Raw genomic sequence first — 23,924 nt, 5'->3', positions numbered from 1 at the left:
GAACGTGAGATGGACGACGTGATCGCGGTGGGGGTCTTCGTGCTCCTGTCCGGCGCCATGGTCTGGCTGGCCAGTGCGATCGACAAGGTGGTGGGACGGAAATGACCGTCGACGTCCTGGTCTGGGCCCTCCTGGGGCTGGTGGCGGCTGCGCTGCTGGTCTACCTGGTGGTCTCCCTCATCTCTTCCGGCAAGTCTTCCGACAAGGGGCAGTGATGCAGTACTCCTGGCTCTCCTTCCTCACGCAGATCGCCGTCCTGCTGCTTCTCCTGGGGGTCCTTCACAAGCCCCTGGGTCTCTACCTGCATGCCGCGCTGGAGGGCCGCAAGGACTCCCGGGTGGAGCGGGTCCTCTTCCGCCTGTCCGGGGTGTCCTCGACCCGCGAACAGGGCTGGCTCGGGTACACCCGCAGCGTGCTCGCGTTCTCGATCGTCTCCGTCCTGGTCATCTACCTGCTGTTACGGCTCCAGGGGCTCTACACCCCCGGCGGACCGGGCGCGGTGGATCCGTGGACGTCGATGAACACCGCCATCTCCTTCGTCACCAACACGAACTGGCAGGTGTACGTCCCCGAGACGACGCTCGGCTTCGGAGCACAGATGGCTCTGCTGGCCGTGCAGAACTTCCTCTCCGCGGCGGTGGGCATCTGTGTGGCCGTGGCCCTCATGCGCGGCCTCACCCGCTTCGGCACCAGCCACCTGGGCAACTTCTGGGCCGACCTGGTCCGGATCACACTCCGGGTTCTGCTTCCCCTGGCCGTGGTGGGCGCCGTCGTGCTCGTGGTGGCCGGCGTGGTCCAGAACTTCTGGAGCGGCTCCGTCACGAACCCCTTCACCGGAGCGTCTCAGACCCTCCCTGGTGGCCCCGTCGCGAGCCAGGAGGCCATCAAGCTCCTCGGCACCAACGGCGGCGGTTACTTCAATGCCAACTCGGCACATCCGTTCGAGAACCCGAACTCCTTCACCTCCCTCTTCGAGGTGTTCCTCATCCTCCTGATCCCCTCGGCGCTGCCATACGTCTTCGGGCGCATGGCTGGCGACGCCCGTCAGGGCTTCACGGTGCTGGGTGTGATGGGCGGCCTCTGGGCACTCACGACGACGGCGATGGCCTGGGCGCTGGCGGCTTTCCCGGGTGCCGGCGAGGGTCTGGAACAGCGCTTCGGCCCGGCTGCGAGCGGTGTGTTCGCTTCCGCCACCACGCTGACGTCCACGGGCGCCGTGAACGCGGCGCACGACTCCCTGCCACCCCTGGCCGGTGGCCTGGCCATGGTCAACATGATGCTGGGTGAAGTGGCTCCGGGCGGGGTGGGGTCCGGCCTGTACGGCATGCTGGTGATCGCAGTGGTCACGGTGTTCCTGGCCGGGCTGATGGTCGGACGCACACCCGAGTACCTGGGCAAGAAGGTCCAGGCCCGGCACATGACGCTCGCCGCGCTGTACCTCCTGGTGGTGCCCGTCCTGGTCCTGGTCCTGTCCGGCATCGCCGTGCTCGTCCCGGGGATCCTCTCCCAGGCCCCGGCCCAGGGACCGCACCAGTTCAGCGAGGTCCTGTACGCCTTCACCTCCGGCGCCAACAACAACGGCTCGGCGTTCGGCGGCATCACGAGCTCGGGTCCCGCGCTGTCCACCATGCTCGGCATCGCCATGTGGCTCGGCCGCTTCGTGGGCATCGTCCTGGTCCTCGCCCTCGCAGGCGCCTTCGTCACCCAGCCCCGCGTTCCGGCGTCGGCCGGCACGCTTCCCACCCATGGCGGCCTGTTCGCCGTCATGCTCAGCACCGTCGCGGTCCTGCTGACCGCCCTCAACTACCTCCCAGCGCTCGCGCTGGGCCCGCTCGCAGAAGGCACCCTGTCATGAAGACCGCACTCGACGACACCACCACCCGGCCCGCAGCCTCTCCCGTGCCCCGCGAGGAGGAGCTCTCCGGACACAGCTACAAGCGCCGCAGCAGCTGGGACCGCAAGACCCTGCTGGGCGCGATGCCTCTCGCTCTGAAGAAGTTCTCGCCCCGGGCCATGGCCCACTCCCCGGTCATGTTCACCGTCCTGGTGGGCACGGCGGTCTCCCTCCTGGTCTGCGTGGGACAGTTCGCCTCCGGCTCGCCGGAGGCCGGGTTCAGCCTGGCCGTGACGGTGTGGTTGGCCCTCACCGTCCTCTTCGGCAACTACTCGGAAGCCCTCGCAGAAGGCCGCGGCAAAGCCCAGGCCGACAGCCTGCGCGCCAGTCGTGAAGGTCTGAAGGCCCGCAAGCTCCACGGGGCCACCGAGGAGACCGTCGCGGCCTCCGAACTCCACCGGGGTGACCTGGTGGTGTGCGAGGCCGGGGACGTCATCCCCTCCGACGGCGAGATCGTCGAGGGCCTGGCGATGGTGGACGAATCCGCCATCACAGGTGAGTCCGCCCCCGTGGTCCGTGAGTCCGGCGGCGACCGCTCCGCCGTGACGGGCGGCACCACGGTGCTCTCCGACCGCATCGTGGTCCGCATCAGCGCCGAGCCGGGAGCGACCTTCCTGGACCGCATGATCTCCCTCGTGGAAGGCGCCGAACGCAAGCGCACCCCCAACGAGATCGCGCTGCACGTCCTCCTCGTGGCGCTGACCATCACCTTCCTGGTGGTGACGGTGACCCTGGTCCCGTTCTCCCAGCTCGCCGGGGCGGTTCCGAGCCCCATCGTCCTCGTGGCCCTCCTGGTCTGCCTCATCCCGACCACCATCGGCGCCCTGGTGCCGGCCATCGGCATCGCCGGCATGGACCGCCTGGTGCAGCACAACGTGCTGGCCACGAGCGGACGCGCCGTGGAGACGGCCGGGGACATCACCACCCTCATGATGGACAAGACCGGCACCATCACCTACGGCAACCGCCGTGCCGTGGAGTTCGTGCCCGCCCCGGGAGTGGCTCGGGAGGAACTGATCGAAGCCGCACGGCTCTCCTCGCTCGCCGACGAGACGCCGGAAGGCCGGTCCATCGTGGAGCTGGCCGAGAGCACCGGAGCCACCCCCGCGCAGGGGCGGCCCACCCTCGAGGACCTGTTCAGCGGCCCGGACCCGGCCGAGGCCGTGGAGTTCACCGCGGCGACGCGGATGAGCGGCCTCGACCACCACGGAGTGAAGGTGCGCAAGGGGGCGGCGGCCGCCGTCGGGCACTGGGCCGAAGACGGCGGCAGCGCGCTTCCCGGCGCGGTCTCCGCCACCGTGGAGGAACTCTCCCGGCGGGGCAGCACCCCGCTGGTGGTCGCACGCCAGGACGCCCGGGGCGGCGTGGAGGTGCTGGGCACCGTGGAACTGGCCGATGTGGTGAAGCCCGGCATCGCCGAACGGTTCTCCACGCTGCGCACCATGGGCATCCGCACCGTCATGATCACCGGTGACAATCCCCTGACCGCTGCGGCGATCGCCGAGCAGGCCGGGGTGGACGACTACCTCGCCGAGGCCACCCCGGAGGACAAGCTCGCCCGGATCCACGCGGAACAGGCCGCCGGACGGCTCGTGGCCATGACCGGCGACGGCACCAACGACGCCCCGGCGCTCGCCGCCGCGGACGTGGGGGTCGCCATGAACTCCGGGACGCAGGCCGCCAAGGAGGCCGCGAACATGGTGGACCTGGACTCGGATCCCACCAAGCTCCTGGACATCGTGGCGATCGGCAAGCAGCTGCTCATCACGCGCGGCTCGCTCACCACCTTCTCCGTGGCCAACGACGTCGCGAAGTACTTCGCGATCATCCCGGCCCTGTTCACCGTGGCCTACCCGGGCCTCGGGCTGCTGAACATCATGGGCCTGCATTCCCCGCAGAGCGCGATCCTCTCCGCCGTCATCTTCAACGCCCTGGTGATCGTCGCCCTGGTGCCGCTCGCGCTCAAGGGCGTGAAGTACCGCGCCGTGAGCGCCCAGAACGCGCTGCGGCGCAATCTGCTGGTGTTCGGCGTCGGCGGCCTGATCGCGCCGTTCCTCGGCATCAAACTCATCGACCTCGTGGTGGCTCTGCTGCCCGGACTCGCGTAGGAGCACCTCATGACCACGACATTGCGACAATTTCGCGTGGCCTTCGTCCTGCTGGCCCTGCTCACCGTCATCCTGGGCGGGCTGTACCCCTTGGCGGTCTTCGGGCTCGGCCAGGCGATCGCCCCGGCCCAGGCCAACGGCTCGGTGCAGAGCGTGAACGGCTCGCCGGCCGCCTCCTCGCTCATCGCCCAGCCCGTGCCGGAGACGGACCGCCGGTTCTTCTTCCCGCGGCCTTCCGCCGTGAGCTGGGACCCGAAGACGTCCTCGGCGACCAACCTCGCCCCCACCTCCGCCGCCCTGAAGGAAGCGAAGGACGCGGCGCGCACCGCCGTCGCTAACCGGGAGGGCGTGGACCGTTCGGCGGTTCCGGAGGATGCCGTGACCTCGTCCGCCTCCGGCCTGGACCCGGACATCTCCCCCGCCTACGCGGCGCTGCAGGCGCCGCGCGTGGCCCGGGCCACCGGGCTGAGCCTGGCCGAGGTGCAGACCCTCATCCAGCAGTCGACCACCACGGGAGTGGAGTCCTTGCTGGGCCAGGAATCGGTCAACACCACGACGCTGAACCTGGCGCTGGGCAAGCGGCTGCAGACGGCGCCGTCGCAGGCCGGGAGCCACTAGTGGACCGCCCGAGGGCCACCCGCACGGTCCGCGCTCACGCTGTTAGGATCGGCGCATGAGACGCGGCCGGTTGCGGGTGTTCCTCGGGGCGGCCCCGGGCGTCGGCAAGACGTACGCCATGCTGGAGGAGGCCCATCGGCTCCGGGCCGCCGGCGAGGACGTGGTGGTGGCCGTCGCCCTCGATCACGGCCGGCCGCAGACGGCCCACCTGCTCGACGGACTCGAGTCGGTTCCTCTCCGCCGCCACACGCACCGCGGCGCCGCGCTGGAGGAGATGGACCTCGACGCCGTGCTGGAGCGCGCGCCGGCCGTCGCCGTCGTGGACGAATACGCCCACAGCAACGCCCCCGGCTGCCGGAACGCGAAGCGCTGGGAGGACGTGGAGGAACTCCTGGCCGCGGGGATCGACGTGCTCTCCACCGTCAACGTGCAGCACCTCGCCTCCCTCCACGACGTGGTCCAGGCCATCACCGGCACCCGGCAGCAGGAGACGGTCCCGGACGCGGTGGTGCGGCATGCGGACCAGATCGAGCTCGTGGACATCGCACCGGAGCTGCTCCGCCAGCGGCTGAGCCAGGGTGACGTCTACCCGGCGGAGAACATCGACGCCGCCCTCGCCAACTACTTCCGGCTCGGCAACCTCTCCGCCCTGCGGGAGATCGCCCTGATCTGGCTCGCCGACCGGGTGGACGAGGGCCTGGCCCGGTACCGCGAACACCAGGGCATCGAAGGCACCTGGCCCGCGCGCGAACGGATCGTGGTGGGCCTGACCGGCGGGCCGGAGGGCGAGGTCCTCCTGCGCCGTGCCGCCCGCATCCTCTCGCGCGTGAACGACGGCGACCTCCTGGCCGTGCACGTCCGCCGCGCCGACGGCCTGGACGACGGTTCGGCGGGCCGGCTGGGCGTGCAGCAGCGCCTGGTGGAGGACCTCGGCGGCCGATTCGTCCACGTCTCCGGCGAGGATGTCGCGGCGTCCCTCCTCGACTATGCCCGGGGCGCGAACGCCACGCAGATCGTCATCGGTGTGTCCCGGCACGGGCGGCTCCACCAGTTGCTCGGCACGGGCGTGAGCAACGCCGTGGTGCGCGGTTCCGGGGATATCGACGTCCATCTCGTGACCCACCCGTTCGCCGGACGCCAGGCGGCCTTGCCGACCGCGGCGCCGTCCCTGAGCCGGCTCCGGACCACGCTGGGCTTCGTGCTCGCGCTCGTGGGACCCCCGCTCATCACGCTGCTGCTCTCCCCGTTCCAAGGGCTCGACCTGGCCACCCATGTGCTGGCTCACCTCTGCGTGGTCATCGCGGTGGCCTTCGTGGGCGGGCTCAAACCGGCGGTCCCGGCAGCGATCCTCGACTCGCTGCTGCTGAACTTCTTCGTGACGCCTCCGGTGGACACGTTCACCATCTCCGATCCCCAGAATCTCTTCGCCCTGATCGTGTTCCTCGGGGTCGCGATCGCCGTCTCGCTGGTGGTGGGGCTGTCCGCCCGGCGCAGCGTGGAAGCCCGGCGTGCGCGGGCCGAAGCCGTCACGCTGAGCGAGCTCGCGTCGTCGTCGCTGGCCAGCGACCAGAGCCCGGCGGAGTTCCTGCGGCAGGTGCGGCAGGAGTTCTCGCTGGAGTCGGTGTCCCTGTTCGAGCGGGACGGCTCGCAGCCCGCGGGTGACGACGCCGGCTGGCGGCTCAGCGCCTCCAGCGGCGCCGGCGCCCCCGGCAGCCCGACCGAAGCCGGCACCGCCGAGGAGCTCTCCCCCACCGCGCTGCTCGCGTGGAACGGGCGGGTCCTCTCCGGCGGCGAGCGGCGGCTGCTCCGGGCCTTCGAATCCCATCTGCTCGCGCTCCTGGAACGGGACCGGCTCGCGCTGAGCCTGGCCGACACCGTCAAGCTCGCGGAGGGCAACCGCATCCGGACGTCCTTGTTGCAGGCCGCGTCCCACGACCTCCGCACGCCGCTCGCGGGGATCGGTCTCGCCGCCACGGCCCTGCGGCGTCAGCGGGGCAAGATGACGGCGGAGGAAGAGGAGGAGATGCTGGAGACCATCGAGAGCTGCAACCACCGGCTGGAGTCCCTGATCGCCAACCTCCTGGACATGTCCCGGATCTCGGGCGACGCCGTCACGGTGCTCCACGAGCCGGTCTCCTGGCTAGAGGTGGTCCCGGAGGCTTTGTCCGGGGTGGCCGAAGGCCTGGTCCGTGTGGAACTCGCCCCGAATCTGCCACCCGTGGACGCGGACCGGGGCCTGCTGGGGCGGGCCTTGGCGAACCTCGTGGAGAACGCCGTCAAGCACGCGCCCGATTCCGGCGTGGTCCTGGTGGCGACTCCCGGTGGTCTTCTCGGCCCCGTGCTGGACGGCCGTCCCGCGAGCGAACTCCGAGTGGTGGACCACGGCTCCGGCGTGGCTGAGGAGCGCCTGGCCGAGATGTTCCAGCCCTTCCGTCAGCTGGACGCGCAGGCGAGCGGGCTCGGGCTGGGGCTCGCGGTGGCACGAGGCTTCATCGAGGCGATGGGCGGAGAGCTCACGGCGGAGCCGACACCGGGCGGCGGCCTGACGATGGTGGTCCGGCTCCCGCTGTACGCGGGGCCGCACTCGCACGGCGCGGCTCAGGGAACACCCGAAGGACAGGAGGAACGGGCATGAGGAAAGTGCTCGTGGTGGACGACGAGCCGCAGCTGCTCCGCGCCCTCCAGATCAATCTGCGGGCGGAGGGGTACGACGTCGCGGTGGCCGCGGACGGCGCCTCCGCCCTGCGCGCCGCCGCCGACAACCCACCGCACGTGGTGGTCCTGGACCTCGGCCTGCCGGATATGGAGGGCACCGAGGTGATCCACGGCCTCCGCGGCTGGACGGAGGTCCCGATCATCGTGCTCTCGGCCCGGCACGGCTCCTCGGACAAGGTGGAGGCGCTCGACGCCGGGGCCGACGACTATGTCACCAAACCCTTCGGCCTGGACGAACTGCTGGCCCGGATGCGCGCGGTGGAGCGCCGGAGGGTGCAGGATTCCGTGCCCGGGGCTGTGGAGGCCGGGGCGCTGCGCATCGACCTCGCCGCCTCCTCGGTCACCCGCGACGGCGAGCGGGTGCACCTCACGCCACGCGAGTGGGCCGTGCTCCAGCTCCTCGTGGAGAATTCCGGGAAGCTCGTCACCCAGCAGCACGTGCTGCGCTCGGTGTGGGGCCCGGCCTACACGGAGGAGACCCAGTATCTGCGCGTCTACCTCGCCCAACTGCGGCGGAAACTGGAGCAGGATCCGGCTCATCCGGCGCATCTCGTGACCGAACCCGGCATGGGGTACCGCTTCGTTCCGTGAGTCCCCGGACCGGCCGCTTCCGGGTGCCCCTTAGGGTGGGTTCATGGGAGAAACGATGAACGTCAAGGCCATTCTGCTCGACATGGACGGCACCCTGGTGGATTCGTCCACTGTGGTGGAACGGCTCTGGACGGAGTGGGGCGAGTCCCACGGCCTCGACCCCGAGCGGGTTCTCAGCGTGATCCATGGCCGCCAGGGCCAGGAGAGCATGGCGGTCCTGCTCCCCGAGCGTGAGCACGCGCTCAATCTGGCGGAGAATCAGGCCATGCTGGCTCGTGAAGTCCGCGAACTGGACGGCGTCCACGAGGTGCCGGGAGCGCAGGCCTTCGTGCGGGCTCTCGAGGGGACGCCGCACGCGCTCGTCACCTCGGCCACCCTGGAACTCGCGACGGCACGGATGTCGGCGGCCGGCGTCCCGCTGCCGCCCCTCATGGTCAGCGCGGAGGACGTGCGGAACAGCAAGCCGGACCCGGAGGGTTTCCTCGCAGCCGCCCGCGCTCTGGGCGCCGCTCCCGAGGAGTGTGTGGTGTTCGAGGACTCCGCAGCGGGCATCGCGGCGGCTCGTGCGGCCGGCATGGCTGTGGTGGGCGTCGGGACCGCGTCCGCGGCGCACGGCCCGGACGTGCACGTGACGGACCTGACCGGCGTCGAGGTCACCCGCGACGCCGAGGCTGTGGCCTTGCGCTTCCCCTGAACCTCCGCGCCTGGAAAGCTGGATCCATGCCCCTCCTGATCCGGCCTGAGACGCCTGCCGATTTCCCTGCCATCCGCGCCCTGACCGCGGACGCGTTCCGCGAGGCGCCCCATGCGGCTCCGCCCGTCGACGGCACCTCGGATCCCGGAGAGGCGGTGCTCGTCGAGTGGCTGCGGGAGGACCCCGGATACCTGCCCGGGCTGGCCCTCGTCGCGGAGAGGGACGGGACCGTGGTGGGTCACGTCATGACGACACGCGGCGCGCTCGACGACGGCGACGCCCCCTCGGCGCCGTCGCTCGGTCTCGGACCGCTGTCGGTGATCCCGTCCGCGCAGCGCCAGGGCGTCGGCGCCGCCCTGCTGGCCGCGACCGTGGACGCCGCCGTCCTCCTGGGTGAGCCGCTCATCGCGCTGCTGGGCGATCCGGGCTACTACGGCCGCCACGGCTGGGTCGCGGCATCCCGTCACGGCATCGGCGCCCCGGACCCCGCCTGGGGCGATTACTTCCAGGTCAGGCTGCTTCCGGCCTACGACGGCGAGCGGGGCGCCTTCCGTTACGCGGAACCCTTCTCACGTTTCGAGTGAGTCCTCGTCCGGATCCTTTCGGAGCTGGTGCATGACGTGCAGCGGGCCGGTTCCCCCGCCGCCGTCGACCGGGAGGGTGATCCCGGTGATCCAGGCAGCGTCGTCCGAGGCGAGGAAGGCGATCGCCGCGGCGATGTCCTCGGGCTCCCCCACCCGGCCCAGCGGGTACAGCGGGGCGAGCTTGTCCGGCCCGCCCTGGTCGTCCCAGACGGGCGTCCGGATGGTTCCGGGGGCCACGACATTGATGCGCACCCCAGCCGGGCCCAGCTCCACGGCGAGATTCTTGGCCAGGACCACGAGCCCGGCCTTGGCGGACGAGTAGGACTCTCCGCCCCACGCCTGCAGACCGTTGACCGAGCTCACCAGGACGATCGCCCCGCCCGGGCCCAGATGGGGCGCGACCGCGCGGATGCAGCGCATGGGGCCGCTCAGGTTGAGGTCGAGCGTCCGGTTCCAGCCGTCGTCGTCCATCCCGTGCAAGAGCCCGGGGTGCCGCAGGGCGCCGCCCGCCACGTTGACGAGGGCGTCGAGCCGGCCGAAGCGCTCCACCGCCGCCGCGACGGCGCCGTCCACGGACGCGCGGTCCGTCAGATCGCACGGCACCACCAGTGTGCGGTCCGGATCTCCGAGGTTTTCCGCGACGCGCGTGGCGCCCTCAGTGTTCCGGTCCGCGAGCACCACGGTGGCGCCCTCCGCGAAGAGGCGCCGTGCCGTGGCCGCGCCGATCCCCTGGGCCGCCCCGGTCAGGAACACCACCCGTCCCCCAAAACGATTCATGGTCATGACCTCACGCTAGGCCACGGGCACGGCGCGGACCAGGGGTTTGGTTTTACCGCTTCGCTCCGGGTCAGCGTCCCAAGCGACACCTGTTCGCGATTACCAATTATTGGTACTTTGAAGGCATGAGCAGCAACACCTCGATCAGCCTGGACGAGCACTCCGCCGCCTTCCTGGCCCGGGAAGTGAAATCCGGGCGCTTCCGGACGGCGAGCGAAGCGGTGCGTGCCGGGCTGCGGCTGCTGGAGGACCAGGAAACCCACCTGGCAGCACTCCGGGCTTCCCTCGCCGAGGGTGAATCCAGCGGAACTCCCGAGCCGTTCGACCTGGAAGCCTTCATCGCCGAGAAGAAGGGATGAGCTTCCGGCTCACCCCCGCCGCGCGAGCCGACCTGTCGTCCATCTGGGACTACACAACGGAGCGCTGGGACATGCGGCAGGCGGAGACCTACATCCGTGAGCTCCACGCCGCGATGGAACGCATCGCCGAAGACCCTGCCCGCGGAAGGACGTGCGATGAGATACGCGCCGGGTACCGGAAGTATGCCATCGGCAGCCACCTGATCTTCTACGTGGCTGCCGCCGACGGCGTCGACGTGATCAGAGTCCTGCACCAGCGCATGGACTCGGGCCGGCACCTGTAGGGCTGGCTTCTCCGCTCGGTGAGCGTCTACCGCTTCGCTGAGGAGACTCTCTGCCGGATGGTCCAGACGAGCCCGATGAGGGCGCCCGCCGCCACGACTCCGCAGATCCCCGTGAGGATCTCGCTGAGCGGGGTGCCCAGGAGCGGCGTCTCAACACACTGATCGGCGTCGCCATAACCAGTGGAGGCTGGACAGCCCCGCACCCTGGAGGTCAGCAGTGGCACGACGATGATCATCAGGAAAACCAGCAGCGCCGTCCAGGACCACCACTCCGTCCAGGGCCAGACAAGCGCTCTCCGTCGTCGCGCCACGGCTTTCTCGTTTCTCCGCACCGGGTCTTGTCTTCGCGAGACTAGTGCGATCAGATGCAAACTTCCAGACGTGCCCGCCACTCAGCAGGGCGAACCTCAGCCGCGGAGGAGCGCGAGCACCGCCCGGGCGGTCTCCGTCCACCGGGGCAACGTCGCACGCCGGGCTAAGGCCGCTTCCCGCCACCGGGCCGCGAGCTCAGAATCCTCGAGCCAGGCCGCCAGGGTCTCCGCAAGGGAGGGCGCGCCGCCGAGTTCCACCGCCGCGCCCGCACCGCCCGCACCGAGCGCTTCCTCCGCCCCGGTTCCCCGACGGACGACCGCCGGGACCCCGTGCGCCAGCGATTCCTGCACGGCCATGCCGAAACTCTCACGCTCGGAGACCAGGACACTGAGGTCGGCGGCGTGCCATGCGTCCTCCAGTTCCCGTCCATCGAGCTCTCCGGTCAGCCGGATGCGGTCCTCCAGGCCGTGGTGCGCGACGGCGGCCGCGACCCGGGCGGCATACGCCGGGTCAGCATCCGGCGAACCGATCAGGGTCGCCGTCCAAGGGAGGTGACCGACCCGGGCCAGCGCCTCAACGAGGAGGAGCTGACTCTTATTCGGCAGCAGGGCCGCGACGCAGACGATCCGCGGCGGCCGCGATCCGACTGCGGGTTCGGCCGGCTGGATTCCGGGCCGGGCGACGTGAACGCGTTCCACGCCATACAGCGACTGGAGCTGAGCGGCGGCGAAGGAGCTGGGGCAGATGACGCCGGTGGCCGCAGCAAGGGCACGGCCCTCCAGCCCGGCGTGCCCGGGGAAGGCCATGTGCGAGAGGACCCACACCCGGGACCCGGCCCGCGCCGCGGCGTCGATCTCGTCCGGGGCGCCGGCCGCGACCAGCCCGTCGACGATCACCAGCGGCACGTCGCTCAGGGCCGTGGCCAGAGACTCCCGGTCCTCGGGCCGCCCCGGCGGCCACGCGCCGTCGAGCGCCATCACGTCGGTGCGGACACCGAGTGCTTCCAGGTGCTCCGCCAGCCGGGCGTTGTACAGGTTGCCGCCGGAGAGGTGCCCGACGTTGCCCGGGACGATGAAGCGGAGGGTGCTCATCGCCCTCGGCTGAGTTCGAGGGAGTAGCCGGCCCAGGCGTCCGGCGTTTCACGGAGGGTGACGTCGAGTCCGTGGAGACCGGCGTCGTCGGGCAGCTTCTCCGCGAGCTGTTCGGCGATGTGCCGGGCAAGGAACTCGGTGGTGGTGAGCCGGCCGGCGAATTCGGGCAGCTCATCGAGGTTCTTGTAGTTCAGTCGGTCGAGGACCTCCTGGAGCAGGTCCCCCGCCAGGCCGATGTCGATGACGACGGAGTCGTCGTTCAGTTCCGCGCGCCGGAAGCCGACCTCGGCCACGAAGGTCGCGCCGTGCAGTCCCTGGGCAGGTCCGAAGGATTCCCGCGGGAGGCTGTGGGCGATCATGAAGCTGCGGCGGACGGTGAGACTGAACATGGGTCATTCCTCCGGTTGTGGGGCGCGGTAGCTGACGACGTGACAGGCGCTCCCGCCGCCGTCGTCCGCCAGGTTCTCCATGGTGTGCGGGAGCTCGGCGAAGCTGGTGTCCTCGCTGAGGAAGAGGTCGAAGGCGGGGTCTTCCAGGAGGCTCACCGCCGTGTCGAGGCGGTCCGCGGTACTGCGGCGGTGACGGCGTGCCTTCGAAACCACGCCCACCTGACTGGCGATGATCGAGAGGCGGCGGGCGTGGAAGTCCTCGCCGAGCGGGATCTGCACCGGGGTGTCGCCGTACCAGGAGAGCTCGATGACCGCCGCTTCGTCGCCCGCCAGCTGAAGGCTGCGCTGCAGGCCGTCGCTGGTGGCGGAGCAGTGGAAGACGAGGTCGCAATCCGCCCGCGCATCGTCCGGGTGGGCGAACGCGATGCCCAGTTCCTCGGCGATCCGTTCCTTGGCCGGATCCACCTCCACCAGCTCCAGCCGTTCCAGCGGGAACTTCCGCAGAAGGGTTGCGAGAGTGCCACCCAGCAGCCCTCCCCCGACGACGGCGACCCGGTCTCCCAGCCGCGGCCCGGCTTCCCAGAGGGCATTGAGCGCTGTCTCCACCATCCCGGTGAGGACCGCGCGGCGGGGCGGGACGCCGTCGGGAATCCTGGTGAGCCCGCTGAGCGGGACGACGTAACGGTCCTGGTGAGGGTGGAGGCAGAAGACCGTCTGGCCCGTCCAGTCGTCGGGGCCTTGCTCGACGACGCCGACGGAGAGGTAGCCGTATTTCACGGGGGCGGGGAAGTCGCCGTCCTGGTGCGGGGCACGCATGGCATCGGCGACACTGTCCGGGACCTGCCCGTGGTGGACGAGGAGCTCGGTGCCGCGGCTGATGCCCGAGTAGAGGGTCCTGACGAGGGCTTCATCGGCCTGCGGCTCGGGGAGGTCCTCGCTGCGGAGTTCGCCCTGACCTGGGCGGACGGTCCAGTAGGCGGTGGCTTGGCGGCGGTGCTCTGGGATGGTCATCGTGCTTTCGAATCTAGCCCGGAGCCGCGGGGCGGCGGAAGACCCCTTGTGGGCGCTCCGTGGGATGCGCGCTCGACGCCCCGTCGTTGGTGAGGTCGATGGTTCGACGCCGTTCGCCACCCACCTTCCAGCACGCGCTGCGTCCTGCGGGTCGCTGTGGAGTCGCGATGTCGGGTGCGTGACATCAAAGGCGCGAGGAGTGCGACGGCGGTCAGGACCGCTCCCGTGATGACGAACGCGCCTCCGATGCCCCACAGCTCGATCAGTGATCCTCCGGCGAACATTCCTACGGCTGTGCCGCTCTCCACGACGACGAGCTGACCGCTGAGAAGCGCACCCCGGTCGGGTCCTTCGGTGCGCTCAGCGATGAGGCGGGTGATGGTCGCGAACCCCACGGCAGCCCCCGATCCGCCGACCAGCCCGCCGATGGCGTAGCCCCATTCCTGCGGCCATATCCCCATCAGCACCCACGCGGCGCCGTTCACGGTCCACCCGAGCGCAGCCAAGGTCAGGCTCGGAGCAACCCAGGGGAAATGTCCGACGGTGAGCGTGGCGATGACGGCGCCGAGGGCGTAGCTGCTGAGCCCGATCGCGTAGAAGTAGCCCGGACGGTGCTGCAGTTCCCCTTGGATGGCAAGGCCGAGCGAGAAGGCGAACCAGGTCGCGCCCGCCGTCGCACGGATGACCCATCCAGCCCGGATGTCCGGGAAGCGTCTCAGAAGGGTGCGCAGCTTCGGGGCGGAACCGGTCTGATGGTCCGCATTTGAGAGTCCGGCGCTGCGCACCGTCAGCGTCAGCAACGCGCCGACGCTGATCGCCACGGCTTCCGCGAAGAGCAACGCGACCCCGTACCCCGCGGCGACGACGAGAGCCCCCACGGCCGGCCCGACGATGCTCGTGGCGCGTGAGGCCGCCTCCTGCCAGGCGAGAATCCTGACCGGCGATCCGGTGCGTTCCTGTTCCAGTTCAGCCAGTAACGTCTGGCGTCCAGGGAGCGTCAGAGTACGCCCCGCACCGGACACGAGGCCTGCACCGATGAGAACACCAGCGGTCAGATGTCCGGAAATCGTGGCGATCGGCACCAGCAGCGCCCCGGCCGCCTCAAGGAGAGTCAACGCCGCGAGCACCGCGGGCCGGGCGGCAGCGTGACGCAGCCTTCTCGCCCACCACGGTGACAGCAGCAGAGGCAACGCCATGGCGCCGCTCACGACGCCGGTGAGCGCCGCAGAGCCCGTCTCACTGAGCACGATGAGCGGCAAGGCGACGAACGCGGCACGCGAACTCACGTCGATGATGACGGCGGCCGAAAAGAGCGTGACCGTGGGTCGGGAGGAGGACATGAACTCATCCTCGGCGGAAATCGGAACGGGGAGTAGACATTCATTCCGTCCGCGAAGACATAGCATTTGGCTATGACCCTCAGACCGGATGTTGATGACTTGGAGTTGGTCTGGACGGTATCCCAGGTGGGATCGATAGGCGCGGCCGCCCGGAGATTGAGAATCTCCCAGGCATCGGCTTCGGTGCGATTGACCCGGCTGGAACGGCGGATGGGGGTTTTGCTGTTCACCCGAGGGCCACGCGGCGCTGCACCCACAGCGGCGGGCTACGAGATGGCCAGACGTGCCGAACACATCCTGGGCCATCTCGACGGAATAGTCGACGACATCCGCTCGGCTACAACCGATCCGCCCCTGAGGATCGGGTGCTTTCACGGGCTCGCCGACACCGTCCTGCCCCTCATCGATTCACAGCGCAACGGACGGACGATCACCCAGGCGGTCGATCACGGGCTCACCCTCATCGACTGGGTCGCGGAAGGGATGCTCGACGCCGCCATCGTGTCGGTGGCCGGACAGCGGCGCCTTCCTGCCGACGTGACGGGCCACGACATCGGGCGCGATGAGATGGTGGTCCTCATCCCTGACGGCGCGCCGCATCCCACCACTGGACGCCTGCCCCTGTCCGGCTTGTCTCTGCCCACGTCGACGTACGACCTCCGGGATCACGACCTCACGGCACGGGTTGTCGCCCTCGGAGGCACTCCGCGGTTGGGGGCCACCGTGACGGGAACGATCCGCATGGCACGGCTCGCAGGTGAGCCTGCCATCATCCCCCGCAGTTCCGCCGTCGCCGAACGCCTGCCCGGTGACAGGATCACCAGGCTCCCCTTCACCTGGAGCGTCCGCCTCAGCATGATCACACGACCGGAACCGGACGGAGCCTTGCTGCGTCTTGCCCAGATGCTGACATCCCGCCTCGAACTGACCTCGCGCTCCGGTTGACGGCCCACCTTGGCCCGGCAGTGCTTCTATCATTGGTTGCGACATTACGTAACCAATGATAGCTTCGAGAATAACGACCCGCCAGCCGAACACGGAGCGAACCCGATGCCCGAGACCAGCCAGCCACTTTCAACCGCACTCGAAGAACTGGGAGCACGATGGTCCGCGATCACCGCCGATCTCGAGGACCTGTTCACCGTGCGTCGCGCGCTCTTCGACCACGGGTACGCACTCGGGGTCGCCCCGCGAGATCTGAGCGACGCCGCAGGCGTCAGCGGAACGTTTCTTCGCAGCGACCTGGGCACCGCCCCGAAATCCGGCTCAGGAACGACGGAGGAGAAGCTTGATCTCCTGGAAAACCTTCTGACCGTGGCGAAGCGGATCACGTCCGTCCAGGCGGACAAGGCAGCCGTCCGGGAACAGATCGACCAGGAGGTCGCGCAGCGCGTGGCGGCCGGCCACGACTGCACCACTGCCACGCTGGCCCGGGAGTCCCGCCTCAGCACGGCCACGATCGATCGGATCCGCAAGGAGCTCAAGTCGTCCTGAGGAGTAGTCGCGCCGGCCCAGCGAGTCTGCGCGGGTGAAGGAGCTACATGCCTCGCCATCCAAGCAACCGGCTGATGACGTTGCCCTTCCGCTCCCCCTTGCCCATCAACCGGTCGTTGAGCGCCGGAGTGTCCGGAGGGAACACGTCGCGGATGTTTTCGCTCGCGAGCTTCACGGGGCGTCCTGCCAGCGCCGCCTTCTTGGCCGGTATCCATCCCGCCACCGAAAGGTACCAGCCGGCGGTCAGACGAGTGTCGCCGTCGGGGAGGTCGATTTCGACGACGGTGTCCCCGTCTTCCAGCCAGCCTCGCCGGGACTCCACACGGGACAGACGGACCACCCGTGCCGAAGGGTCGGCATTCCAGACCGTGGCCTTCCTCCACCTGGTCCCGCGCTCCGCGTCACGACGCTCACGCACATCGACACGCCACCAGTGGATGCACAGACCCAGCACCAGCAGAGCCCCGGATCCCCACAGAACGACCTGGAACATCATCACCTTCACCGTCCCTCGCCCGGGCCACCCGGGACAGCCCCGCTCGCGGTCCACGCCCACATCTGAAATTCCCTACCCGATCTGCCAGAAGACGGCGCCTGCGTTGCGGTCAAACGGGTCCAGGGATTGATAGAACCAGAGGGTGTCAGTGTGATACCAGTCGTTGACCGTGCCGGCGTAGGGATTCCGGACATACGTGGAACCGTTGGCCGAGAAGCCTGAGAGCGTGATGGCGTGGGTGGTTCCAGGCCAGGTGATGGATCCCGGACCACGCATGAGCGCGACGACGGAGTGGCCGGACCTCAGGGAAGCGCGCAGGGCTGCGACATTCGTGATCGGTGTCGCTTTCACCCCGTAGTACCTGGTGGCCGCGACGATCGAGCGCGAGCCGGCCCCGGAGACGGTGCGGTTGTAGTCGCCCAGGCGGTTCATCGTCACCGCGACACCATAGGGGCTGGTCTTGATTCCCTCGGACCACAAGGCCATCGCGGTCGCCGTCGGGACGCAGCCGGAGGGTCCCAGCAGGGCGACGCCCACACGGATGTTGGCCCAGCGGGGATCGTTCTGACGCCACAGCACCGGGGCGGGGCGGCGGATCACGCCCGACTTCCCACTCAACCGGGTTTCCGGCGCGTACCCGGCTTTCGAGCCGCTGACGCGCAGCGTGAGCCGGGCGCCGAGGTCTGCGGAGGCCAAAGTGTAGGTCGATCGGGTTCCGCCGGCGATGACGGCCCCGTTGCGGTACCACTGATAGCGGAAGGCGGTTCCCGCGGTCCAGGCCCCGTTCTTCGCGGCGAGCACCGCCCCCAGGAGCGCCTTTCCCGTGTACGTCGGCACGGCGGCCGCCAGCACCCTCGGGACGGTCACGGCGCCGCTCGCCCTCATCGCCGAGGCGTAGCCGGCTTTCGTTCCCGTGACACGGACGGCGATCGTCCTGGCTGCGTCGGCCGGTCCCAGCTTGTAGCCCGCCGCCACGGCCCCGGCGATCGGGGCCCCGTTGCGCAGCCACTGGTAGGTGAAGGACGTCCCAGCCACCCAGGCGCCGGGCTGAGCCGTCAGCACGGATCCGACCTTGACCGTCCCCGACAGTTTCGGGGCCGCCGTCGTCAGCGTCCTCAGCACCGGAACCTGGGCGGAGGTCTTCACCGCGTCGAGGTGGCCGGCCAGCGTGCCGGTGACCCGCACCGACACTTTCTGCCCGCCGTCCGCGGAGGTCAGCACGTACTTCGGCTGGGTGGCGCCGGCGATGTCCGTGCCGTTGCGCAGCCACTGATAGCTCAGGGAGGCGCCTGTCGGCCACGCCCCGGCGAGCGCCGTCACGGTGCCGCCCTGGACCGCGCTGCCGGCGATCGTGGGAGTGCTCCCGCTGAGCTGGTCCGGCACCGCGATGGGGTCGGACGTCACGTGGACGGACTCCGAGCCCTCCCGGGCGCCGGTGACGAGCACGCTCAGTGTCGCTCCGGCGTCGGCGGCGGTGATGAGATGGCTCGCCGACGTGGCCCCGTCGACAGGAACGCCGTTCCGCAGCCACTGGAAACTGACCGCCACATCAGGTTCCCAGTCCGCGACCACGGCGTGGATCGAATGTCCGGTGGCGGGCGAACCGTCGAGTTTCACCGAGCCCGGAAGAATGGCCCTCGGCTCCGGTTCGGAGGTCGCTGTCGGGTCAGGGGAAGGCACCAGGGATGGATCAGGGGATGGCGCCGGGGTCACGCCGACGGTGGGCGACACCGACGGCTGCGGCTCGTCCAGTGCCTGAGCGGCCGGTCCGGCCACCAGCGCCGAGAGTGTCAGCGCAACGGCGCACACCGCGACCGAACCGGTTCTCATCACGGCGGAGACCGCCCCGCGATCCCCGCGTACCCGACTGCCGACCATTTCGCCCCCCCACGTCGCCCTGCACTGTTCACCCATCATCGGGAAAAACCGAGGGGAAAGCCAGAGACGCCGTCATGCCCCAGAGTCGGATCCCCCAGGAGGAAGGCGACCCGCGTCATGGATTCGGCGTGATGATGGTGAGCACGCCTTCCCCGGAGCTCTGCGGGCTCGCATAGTGATGGCGGTCATCGCTGGTCCAGGTGAACGAGCTTCCCGCCTCCACGGTGACGGTCTTGCCGAGCGGCCCCACCTGCAGTGAGCCTTCGGTGACCAGCAGGTGCTCGACGACGCCGGGCCCGTGTCCGGGCGAGGTGTGCGCTCCCCCTTGCGGGATCTCGATGATGAACACCTCGACCGTCTGCGCCGCATTCCGCCGGACGGACAACAGCGTGGTGCGCATGCCGCCGCTGGCCTCGGAGACCGCGCCGGGCGCGTCCCCCACGAGGGCGGTCAGTGGAACATTGAGCGGTGCGCACAGGGAGTAGAGCGTCTCGACGGTGGGATTCCGCTTGCCCGACTCGATCTCGGACAGCGTGCCCTTGCCGATTCCCGCCTCCCGGGCGAGGTGGGTGAGCGTCATCCCCCGCGCCTCCCGCAAGGCCAGCACGTTGCGGCCGATATTGAGCGATGTCATCCCACCATGATACGTTCCACATATGGAACGTTCTGTAGATGGAACGCCCCGGTCGGGCCTTTCCACTCCGCTGACCGCGGGCGTGGTGTGCGCCGTCGTGGGATTCGCCGCCACGTTCGCCGTCGTGCTCGGAGGGCTCCAAGCGGTCGGCGCCACCCCAGGGCAGGCGACGTCCGGCCTCATCATGGTGACGCTCATGGTGGGTGCGGCATCGTTGCTGCTCTCCTGGCACCACAGGATCCCGCTCGTGGCGGCGTGGTCGACCCCAGGTGCGGCGCTCCTGATGAGCGTCCACGAACTTCCCGGGGGATGGCCGGGAGCGGTGGGCGCCTTCCTGGTCTGCGGACTCCTGCTCACTCTCACCGGGCTGTGGCCCTTGCTCGCCTCCCTGGTCGGCAGAATCCCGCCCCACATCGCCCAGGCGGTCCTGGCCGGGGTCCTCCTGCCACTGTGCGTGGCCCCCTTCAAGGAGCTGGCAAGCAGCCCTCTCGCCATCCTTCCGGTGCTCGCGGCGTGGCTCCTGATCGGCTGGTGGCGACCGCGGTGGGCCGTGCCCGGCGCGCTCGCCGTCGCCGTCGCCGTGGTCGCGGTGAGTGCCAGCGGGTCGGCGGTGAACCTCAGCGGCTCCGCGTTCATCCCGCGTCTCGAGTTCGTCACGCCGGTCTTCGACCTTCAGGCGATCGCCGGGATCGCCCTGCCGCTGTACTTCATCACGATGGCGTCCCAGAACATCCCGGGGGCCGCGATCATGGGCAGCTTCGGCTACCAGGTGCCCTGGCGCGCGGCGATCGTGACCACCGGGGCCGGAAGCCTGATCGCGGCGCCCTTCGGCGGACACGCCGTCAACCTCGCGGCCATCAGCGCGGCCCTGGCCGCCGGACCCGAAGCCGGGCCGGCGAACCGCCGATGGATCGCCGGAGTGTCAGCCGGCGTCACCTACATCCTGCTGGGACTGGGAGCGGCGAGCCTGTCCGTCATCATGCTCGCCGCCCCCTCAGGAGTGCTCGCAGCGTTGTCCGGGGTGGCCCTCATCGGGACCCTGGCGTCCGCGATCGCCGGGGCGGTCGCGGACCGGGCCCACTGGGACTCCTCGAGCGTGACCTTCATCGTCGCCGCATCGGGATTCTCGGCGTGGGGCTTCAGCTCGGCGTGCTGGGCCTTGGCAGCCGGTCTCCTCGTGCAGTTCCTCCGCAAGCGCCATCGCCCGTCCCCCGGCCCGGCGCCGAGTGAGGCCCCTCTTCTCACCGGCAGCGAGAAATAAGCTGACCGCAACGCCTCGGCCCCGGAACGTGAGTTCCGGGGCCCGAGGCGCGTCTCAGCAGCTGTGCTTCAGCGGCGTCCGAAGGCTAGCGCGGCAGCACCTGCACGACGGCGGGACGCGGCGCGCGCGCCTGGCCGCGCTTGGGCTTCACTCCGGCGGGCACGTAGTCGGGGAAGTAGGAGTGCGGCTCCTCCCAGCTGCCCTCCTCGCCCGGGTGCTGCACCGAGACGAACACCGTGCGGTCGCGGTCGTGGATGACGGGGCCGCAGGTCTCGGCGTCGCGGGGCACGGAGAGGAACTGCTCCACCTTGCCACGCTCCGGGCCTTCCAGGGTGACCTTGAAGAGACCGTCGTTGTAGCCGATGGTGCTGGGGGCGCCGTCGGTCGAGATCCAGAGATCGCCCACCGAGTCGAAGGCCACGTTGTCCGGGCAGGAGATCGGCGAGACCTTGTCCTTCGGGAAACCGGAGAAGTAGGTGGAGCCGTTCTTCGCGGGATCGCCGCAGACCAGGAGCAGGTTCCAGGCGAAGCGCGTGGAGGTCTGATCGCCGCGTTCCGTGATCTCGACGATGTGGCCGTCGCGGTTGAGGCTGCGCGGGTTGACCTCGGTGGGGCCTTCCTTGCCGGGCTTGCCGCGGTCCGAGTTGTTCGTGCAGGCCACGTAGATCTTGCCGGTGCGCAGGCTCGGCTGGACGTCCTCGCAGCGGTCCATCTTGGTGGGGCCGACCTTGTCGGCGGCCAGACGGGTGTGGACCAGGACCTCTTCGACGCTCATGCCGGGGACGGCGGAACGGCCGTCCACCACCAGGGGCAGCCATTCGCCGGAGCCGTCGAACGCGCCGTCGGCGGGGAGCTTGCCGGTGCCGTCGATCTCAGCGGCCGGGGAGTCGCCCGTGAAGCGCGCGACGTACAGGTCGCCCTCGGTCAGCAGGGTCATGTTGTGGCGGCGGTCGCCCTCACGGTACTTGCCCTTGGAGACGAACTTGTAGAGGTAGTCGAAGCGCTCGTCGTCACCCATGTAGGCGACCACGTGGCCGGAGCGGGCCACGATCACATTGGCGCCTTCGTGCTTGAAGCGGCCCATCGCGGAGTGCTTGCGCGGCGTCGACGTCGGGTCGAAGGGGTCCACCTCCACGATCCAGCCGAAGCGATTGACCTCGTTCTCGAAGCCCGGGTTGCGGGTGTCGAAGCGGGGGTCGTCCTGCTCCCAGCCGCGCGCCGTCGGCTTGGAGCCGAGCCCGTAGCGCTTCTCCTCCGCGGAGGTTCCGGGGGCCACGAAGTAACCGTTGAAGTTCTCCTCGCCGGAGAGGATGGTGCCCCACGGGGTGGTGCCGCCGGAGCAGTTGCCCAGCGTGCCCTCGATCCAGCGGCCTTCCGGGTCGCGGGAGGTCTTCACGAGCGGGCTGCCCGTGGCGGGGCCGGTCAGCTCGTACTTGGTGTCGATCAGGTAGCGGCGGTTGCGGCGCGCGCCCTGGATGTAGCTCCATGGCTTGGCGGAGTTGCGGCGCTCCAGCTCCACGACGCTCAGACCGTGGGCGGCACGGCCGATCGCGCGGGCCTCGGCGGCCGGCGTCTCCGGGGAGAACATGATGTTCTCGTTGGTGTACTCGTGGTTGGCGAACAGGAGCGCGCGGCGGCCCTTGCTGCCCGGCACCGTGATGATGTCCGAGTAGTCGTTGTTGTAGCCGAACTGGCGGGCCTGGGCCGCCGCGGTCTGGGCATTCACATCGAACGCCGGGGCGTCCTTGAACAGCGGGTCGCCCCAGCGGATCACGGGCTGCCAGGTGAAGCCGCGCGGCACGGTGAACTCGTCCACGGCGGCGTCGACCGGCTTGATGGCGCCGAAGCGCAGGTGGGACTTGTCGTAGCCGGCCTTCGCGGCTGGGGCCAGCGTGGAGGACGCCTCGGCGGGGGCGGCGCCGTTCACGGCACTGCCGAAGACGACGGCGAGCGCACCGGCGGCGCCCAGGCCCAGGGCGGAGCGGCGGGACATCGCGGAGGACGCGATGTCGCGGAAGTAGTCATTGCGGCTGGTGTTGCAGACCTCGCCCGAGCAGGCGTTGTCGCACTTCAGGGCACAGGTGATGGGGCTTCGCTTACCTCGGGTGTGGCCTGCCATCGGCAGGAGCTCCAGGAAGCGGGTACGGTTTTCGGACACGACGGTACCTCCGGGGATTCTGAGTGTTCCCTTGGAGAATCCCATCGTGGCTTGAACTGCGCCCCAGCACCCCGTGAACAGCCGGTGAACGAGGGCGGGTCAGCGCAGCCGCTCAGCCCAGCAGGGTCAGCCCAGCAGGGCGTGGCAGCGTGCCAGCCGGTCAAGCCACCACGCCTCGCGGTCCGGGGACGCCCGGTGGCGGTCCAGGAGGTCCGGGGCGGGTTCGACCGGACCGACCGGCAGCACCCCTCCCCGCGGTGTCAGCGCGTCCCGGACCACGTCCTCCTGGAACAGGCTGACCGTCCCGAGCCCGCACGCGAACGGCAGCTCCGGCAGGGCCGCGGCGAGCGCCACGCCGGCGCTGATGCCCACGGACGTGTCGAGCGCCGAACTGACCACCGCGGGCAGCCCGGCCTCCTGCACGATCCGCAGCGCCTTCCGGACACCCCCGAGCGGAGCCACCTTCACCACCAGCAGATCGGCGGCCCCCGCCCGGGCGACCTTCAGCGGGTCGTCCTCCTTGCGGACACTCTCGTCCGCGGCGATCCGCACGGCTCCGCCCAGCTGCGATCGCACCTCGGCCAGGCCGTCGATCCCCATCACAGGCTGCTCGGCGTACTCGAGCCCGGTCTCGGCCAGCCGGTTCAATTGCGCGACGGCGGTCGGCACGTCCCAGCCTCCGTTGGCATCCACGCGGATGGCCGCGTTCCGCAGGCCGGCGGCGTCGAGGGCGCGGCGGACGGCGCGGACCCGGTCGATGTCCTCGTGCGGCTCCTGGCCCTTCTCGGCGACCTTGACCTTGACGGCGGTGACGGGCCCGAACCGTTCGAGGACGGCCGGGACTTTGTCCGGGCTGACGGCGGGCACCGTGGCGTTGACCGGGACCTCCGTGCGCAGAGGCGCCGGGAAGCCGAGCCAGCCCGCCTCCACGCCGGCTGCCAGCCAGCGCGCGGATTCGGCGTCGTCGTACTCCAGGAAGGGACCGAACTCGGCCCACCCGGCCGGGCCCCGGAAGAGCACCATCTCGCGATGCGTGACGCCGCGGAACTTCACGTGCAGGGGCAGCGTGACCACGCGGGCCGTGCTCAGCAGCTCGTCCAGGGTGGGAAGACTCTCGTGCGGCGAGGTGGTGCTGGGGCTCATGGTTCCGACTTTACGCGCGGTTTTCACCCTGGTTCGCAGGATTCCTCCGGGATCTGGGGCCACGGATCGCTAAACTTGGGGAGAACCCCGCGC

At 70.0% G+C, this 23,924-nt stretch carries 23 protein-coding genes and 1 pseudogene; 13 read left to right on the top strand and 11 right to left on the bottom strand.

What is annotated here, in order from left to right:
- The first annotated feature begins 214 nt into the window (after positions 1 to 214).
- From kdpA to AB6732_RS00870, 7 genes are read left to right on the top strand one after another with little or no spacing between them, the layout of a single operon-like run.
- Complete coding sequence (kdpA, locus tag AB6732_RS00900) at positions 215 to 1,855, top strand: potassium-transporting ATPase subunit KdpA (protein ID WP_370957633.1); 1,641 nt, start codon at positions 215 to 217, stop codon at positions 1,853 to 1,855.
- Complete coding sequence (gene kdpB, locus AB6732_RS00895; RefSeq protein ID WP_370957632.1) at positions 1,852 to 4,002, top strand: potassium-transporting ATPase subunit KdpB; 2,151 nt, start codon at positions 1,852 to 1,854, stop codon at positions 4,000 to 4,002. Before kdpA ends, kdpB begins: the two co-directional genes overlap by 4 nt.
- A gap of 9 nt (positions 4,003 to 4,011) precedes the next feature.
- Complete coding sequence (locus AB6732_RS00890) at positions 4,012 to 4,620, top strand: potassium-transporting ATPase subunit C (RefSeq protein ID WP_370957631.1); 609 nt, start codon at positions 4,012 to 4,014, stop codon at positions 4,618 to 4,620.
- 55 nt (positions 4,621 to 4,675) lie between these two features.
- Positions 4,676 to 7,255 (top strand): DUF4118 domain-containing protein, encoded by a 2,580-nt coding sequence (locus AB6732_RS00885; RefSeq protein WP_370957630.1) that lies wholly within the window; start codon positions 4,676 to 4,678, stop codon positions 7,253 to 7,255.
- Complete coding sequence (locus AB6732_RS00880) at positions 7,252 to 7,926, top strand: response regulator (RefSeq protein WP_370957629.1); 675 nt, start codon at positions 7,252 to 7,254, stop codon at positions 7,924 to 7,926. Before AB6732_RS00885 ends, AB6732_RS00880 begins: the two co-directional genes overlap by 4 nt.
- A gap of 43 nt (positions 7,927 to 7,969) precedes the next feature.
- A complete protein-coding gene (locus AB6732_RS00875; RefSeq protein ID WP_370957628.1) occupies positions 7,970 to 8,620 on the top strand; it encodes an HAD-IA family hydrolase in 651 nt (216 codons plus the stop codon).
- Positions 8,621 to 8,646: 26 nt separating this feature from the next.
- On the top strand, positions 8,647 to 9,204 hold the full coding sequence (locus AB6732_RS00870; RefSeq protein WP_370957627.1) for a GNAT family N-acetyltransferase: 558 nt from the start codon (positions 8,647 to 8,649) through the stop codon (positions 9,202 to 9,204).
- Here the strand turns inward: AB6732_RS00870 and AB6732_RS00865 are convergent.
- Positions 9,190 to 9,987 carry an SDR family NAD(P)-dependent oxidoreductase gene (locus AB6732_RS00865; protein WP_370957626.1) on the bottom strand — a complete coding sequence of 266 codons (798 nt, stop codon included), beginning with the start codon at positions 9,985 to 9,987 and terminating at the stop codon, positions 9,190 to 9,192. The genes AB6732_RS00870 and AB6732_RS00865 overlap by 15 nt on opposite strands.
- Positions 9,988 to 10,106: 119 nt before the next feature.
- Here AB6732_RS00865 and AB6732_RS00860 point away from each other — a divergent pair, with 119 nt between their 5' ends.
- Positions 10,107 to 10,340 carry a type II toxin-antitoxin system ParD family antitoxin gene (locus AB6732_RS00860; RefSeq protein ID WP_278267241.1) on the top strand — a complete coding sequence of 78 codons (234 nt, stop codon included), beginning with the start codon at positions 10,107 to 10,109 and terminating at the stop codon, positions 10,338 to 10,340.
- Complete coding sequence (locus tag AB6732_RS00855; protein ID WP_370957625.1) at positions 10,337 to 10,624, top strand: type II toxin-antitoxin system RelE/ParE family toxin; 288 nt, start codon at positions 10,337 to 10,339, stop codon at positions 10,622 to 10,624. Before AB6732_RS00860 ends, AB6732_RS00855 begins: the two co-directional genes overlap by 4 nt.
- A gap of 26 nt (positions 10,625 to 10,650) precedes the next feature.
- Here the strand turns inward: AB6732_RS00855 and AB6732_RS00850 are convergent, their stop codons facing one another.
- The 5 genes from AB6732_RS00850 to AB6732_RS00830 form a co-directional block, all read right to left on the bottom strand.
- A complete protein-coding gene (locus AB6732_RS00850) occupies positions 10,651 to 10,860 on the bottom strand; it encodes a hypothetical protein (RefSeq protein WP_370957624.1) in 210 nt (69 codons plus the stop codon).
- 171 nt (positions 10,861 to 11,031) lie between these two features.
- The gene (locus tag AB6732_RS00845; RefSeq protein ID WP_370957623.1) at positions 11,032 to 12,027 is read right to left on the bottom strand and encodes a glycosyltransferase family 4 protein; all 996 of its coding nucleotides are present in this window, start codon (positions 12,025 to 12,027) and stop codon (positions 11,032 to 11,034) included.
- Positions 12,024 to 12,416: a 6-pyruvoyl tetrahydropterin synthase family protein gene (locus AB6732_RS00840; protein ID WP_370957622.1), complete on the bottom strand. Its 393-nt coding sequence runs from the start codon at positions 12,414 to 12,416 to the stop codon at positions 12,024 to 12,026. The genes AB6732_RS00845 and AB6732_RS00840 overlap by 4 nt, the downstream gene beginning before the upstream one ends.
- Positions 12,417 to 12,419: 3 nt before the next feature.
- Positions 12,420 to 13,427, bottom strand: a complete 1,008-nt coding sequence (locus AB6732_RS00835; protein ID WP_370957621.1) for a zinc-binding alcohol dehydrogenase — start codon at positions 13,425 to 13,427, stop codon at positions 12,420 to 12,422.
- Positions 13,424 to 14,767 carry an MFS transporter gene (locus AB6732_RS00830; RefSeq protein ID WP_370957620.1) on the bottom strand — a complete coding sequence of 448 codons (1,344 nt, stop codon included), beginning with the start codon at positions 14,765 to 14,767 and terminating at the stop codon, positions 13,424 to 13,426. Before AB6732_RS00830 ends, AB6732_RS00835 begins: the two co-directional genes overlap by 4 nt.
- A 72-nt stretch (positions 14,768 to 14,839) precedes the next feature.
- Here AB6732_RS00830 and AB6732_RS00825 point away from each other — a divergent pair.
- The 3 genes and pseudogenes from AB6732_RS00825 to AB6732_RS00815 form a co-directional block, all read left to right on the top strand.
- Positions 14,840 to 15,022: pseudogene (locus tag AB6732_RS00825) on the top strand (LysR family transcriptional regulator); the annotation flags it as partial.
- Between the two features lie 18 nt (positions 15,023 to 15,040).
- Entirely contained in the window at positions 15,041 to 15,712 is a 672-nt protein-coding gene (locus AB6732_RS00820; RefSeq protein ID WP_370959623.1) for a hypothetical protein, read from the top strand.
- Between the two features lie 105 nt (positions 15,713 to 15,817).
- Positions 15,818 to 16,261, top strand: coding sequence for a hypothetical protein (locus AB6732_RS00815; protein WP_370957619.1), 444 nt, complete (start codon positions 15,818 to 15,820; stop codon positions 16,259 to 16,261).
- Positions 16,262 to 16,304: 43 nt separating this feature from the next.
- On the opposite strand, the gene AB6732_RS00810 is transcribed toward AB6732_RS00815, so the two are convergent.
- The 3 genes from AB6732_RS00810 to AB6732_RS00800 all read right to left on the bottom strand — a co-directional run bounded on the left by AB6732_RS00810 (position 16,305) and on the right by AB6732_RS00800 (position 19,269).
- A complete protein-coding gene (locus AB6732_RS00810) occupies positions 16,305 to 16,754 on the bottom strand; it encodes a hypothetical protein (RefSeq protein ID WP_370957618.1) in 450 nt (149 codons plus the stop codon).
- Positions 16,755 to 16,829: 75 nt separating this feature from the next.
- Positions 16,830 to 18,587: a C39 family peptidase gene (locus AB6732_RS00805; RefSeq protein WP_370957617.1), complete on the bottom strand. Its 1,758-nt coding sequence runs from the start codon at positions 18,585 to 18,587 to the stop codon at positions 16,830 to 16,832.
- Positions 18,588 to 18,750: 163 nt separating this feature from the next.
- Positions 18,751 to 19,269, bottom strand: a complete 519-nt coding sequence (locus tag AB6732_RS00800; RefSeq protein ID WP_370957616.1) for a helix-turn-helix domain-containing protein — start codon at positions 19,267 to 19,269, stop codon at positions 18,751 to 18,753.
- 22 nt (positions 19,270 to 19,291) lie between these two features.
- Here AB6732_RS00800 and AB6732_RS00795 point away from each other — a divergent pair, with 22 nt between their 5' ends.
- Positions 19,292 to 20,530, top strand: a complete 1,239-nt coding sequence (locus AB6732_RS00795) for a benzoate/H(+) symporter BenE family transporter (protein WP_370957615.1) — start codon at positions 19,292 to 19,294, stop codon at positions 20,528 to 20,530.
- Positions 20,531 to 20,615: 85 nt separating this feature from the next.
- On the opposite strand, the gene AB6732_RS00790 is transcribed toward AB6732_RS00795, so the two are convergent.
- Together AB6732_RS00790 and AB6732_RS00785 are read right to left on the bottom strand one after the other, a co-directional pair.
- Positions 20,616 to 22,649, bottom strand: a complete 2,034-nt coding sequence (locus AB6732_RS00790) for a PhoX family phosphatase (protein WP_370959573.1) — start codon at positions 22,647 to 22,649, stop codon at positions 20,616 to 20,618.
- A 165-nt stretch (positions 22,650 to 22,814) separates the two neighbouring features.
- On the bottom strand, positions 22,815 to 23,831 hold the full coding sequence (locus AB6732_RS00785) for an o-succinylbenzoate synthase (protein ID WP_370957614.1): 1,017 nt from the start codon (positions 23,829 to 23,831) through the stop codon (positions 22,815 to 22,817).
- Positions 23,832 to 23,924: the final 93 nt, after the last annotated feature.

This window comes from Arthrobacter sp. RCC_34 (genome assembly GCF_041360795.1).
In the GTDB taxonomy this organism is placed as follows: Bacteria; Actinomycetota; Actinomycetes; order Actinomycetales; family Micrococcaceae; genus Arthrobacter_E.
Note: the sequence above shows the minus strand (reverse complement) of the source record. Positions and strands in the feature narration are given on the sequence as shown.

What these genes read in the sequence shown, in the direction of transcription:
- AB6732_RS00815 (WP_370957619.1), top strand. Translation starts at nt 15,818, where the DNA reads ATGCCCGAGACCAGCCAGCCACTTTCAACCGCACTCGAAGAACTGGGA.
- AB6732_RS00870 (WP_370957627.1), top strand. Translation starts at nt 8,647, where the DNA reads ATGCCCCTCCTGATCCGGCCTGAGACGCCTGCCGATTTCCCTGCCATC.
- AB6732_RS00885 (WP_370957630.1), top strand. Translation starts at nt 4,676, where the DNA reads ATGAGACGCGGCCGGTTGCGGGTGTTCCTCGGGGCGGCCCCGGGCGTC.
- AB6732_RS00845 (WP_370957623.1), bottom strand. Translation starts at nt 12,027, where the DNA reads ATGAGCACCCTCCGCTTCATCGTCCCGGGCAACGTCGGGCACCTCTCC.
- AB6732_RS00880 (WP_370957629.1), top strand. Translation starts at nt 7,252, where the DNA reads ATGAGGAAAGTGCTCGTGGTGGACGACGAGCCGCAGCTGCTCCGCGCC.
- AB6732_RS00875 (WP_370957628.1), top strand. Translation starts at nt 7,970, where the DNA reads ATGGGAGAAACGATGAACGTCAAGGCCATTCTGCTCGACATGGACGGC.
- AB6732_RS00785 (WP_370957614.1), bottom strand. Translation starts at nt 23,831, where the DNA reads ATGAGCCCCAGCACCACCTCGCCGCACGAGAGTCTTCCCACCCTGGAC.
- AB6732_RS00800 (WP_370957616.1), bottom strand. Translation starts at nt 19,269, where the DNA reads ATGACATCGCTCAATATCGGCCGCAACGTGCTGGCCTTGCGGGAGGCG.
- AB6732_RS00830 (WP_370957620.1), bottom strand. Translation starts at nt 14,767, where the DNA reads ATGTCCTCCTCCCGACCCACGGTCACGCTCTTTTCGGCCGCCGTCATC.
- AB6732_RS00805 (WP_370957617.1), bottom strand. Translation starts at nt 18,587, where the DNA reads ATGAGAACCGGTTCGGTCGCGGTGTGCGCCGTTGCGCTGACACTCTCG.
- AB6732_RS00890 (WP_370957631.1), top strand. Translation starts at nt 4,012, where the DNA reads ATGACCACGACATTGCGACAATTTCGCGTGGCCTTCGTCCTGCTGGCC.
- kdpB (WP_370957632.1), top strand. Translation starts at nt 1,852, where the DNA reads ATGAAGACCGCACTCGACGACACCACCACCCGGCCCGCAGCCTCTCCC.
- AB6732_RS00820 (WP_370959623.1), top strand. Translation starts at nt 15,041, where the DNA reads ATGGCCAGACGTGCCGAACACATCCTGGGCCATCTCGACGGAATAGTC.
- AB6732_RS00860 (WP_278267241.1), top strand. Translation starts at nt 10,107, where the DNA reads ATGAGCAGCAACACCTCGATCAGCCTGGACGAGCACTCCGCCGCCTTC.
- AB6732_RS00855 (WP_370957625.1), top strand. Translation starts at nt 10,337, where the DNA reads ATGAGCTTCCGGCTCACCCCCGCCGCGCGAGCCGACCTGTCGTCCATC.
- kdpA (WP_370957633.1), top strand. Translation starts at nt 215, where the DNA reads ATGCAGTACTCCTGGCTCTCCTTCCTCACGCAGATCGCCGTCCTGCTG.
- AB6732_RS00840 (WP_370957622.1), bottom strand. Translation starts at nt 12,416, where the DNA reads ATGTTCAGTCTCACCGTCCGCCGCAGCTTCATGATCGCCCACAGCCTC.
- AB6732_RS00810 (WP_370957618.1), bottom strand. Translation starts at nt 16,754, where the DNA reads ATGTTCCAGGTCGTTCTGTGGGGATCCGGGGCTCTGCTGGTGCTGGGT.
- AB6732_RS00835 (WP_370957621.1), bottom strand. Translation starts at nt 13,427, where the DNA reads ATGACCATCCCAGAGCACCGCCGCCAAGCCACCGCCTACTGGACCGTC.
- AB6732_RS00795 (WP_370957615.1), top strand. Translation starts at nt 19,292, where the DNA reads ATGGAACGTTCTGTAGATGGAACGCCCCGGTCGGGCCTTTCCACTCCG.
- AB6732_RS00790 (WP_370959573.1), bottom strand. Translation starts at nt 22,649, where the DNA reads ATGGCAGGCCACACCCGAGGTAAGCGAAGCCCCATCACCTGTGCCCTG.
- AB6732_RS00865 (WP_370957626.1), bottom strand. Translation starts at nt 9,987, where the DNA reads ATGACCATGAATCGTTTTGGGGGACGGGTGGTGTTCCTGACCGGGGCG.
- AB6732_RS00850 (WP_370957624.1), bottom strand. Translation starts at nt 10,860, where the DNA reads ATGATCATCGTCGTGCCACTGCTGACCTCCAGGGTGCGGGGCTGTCCA.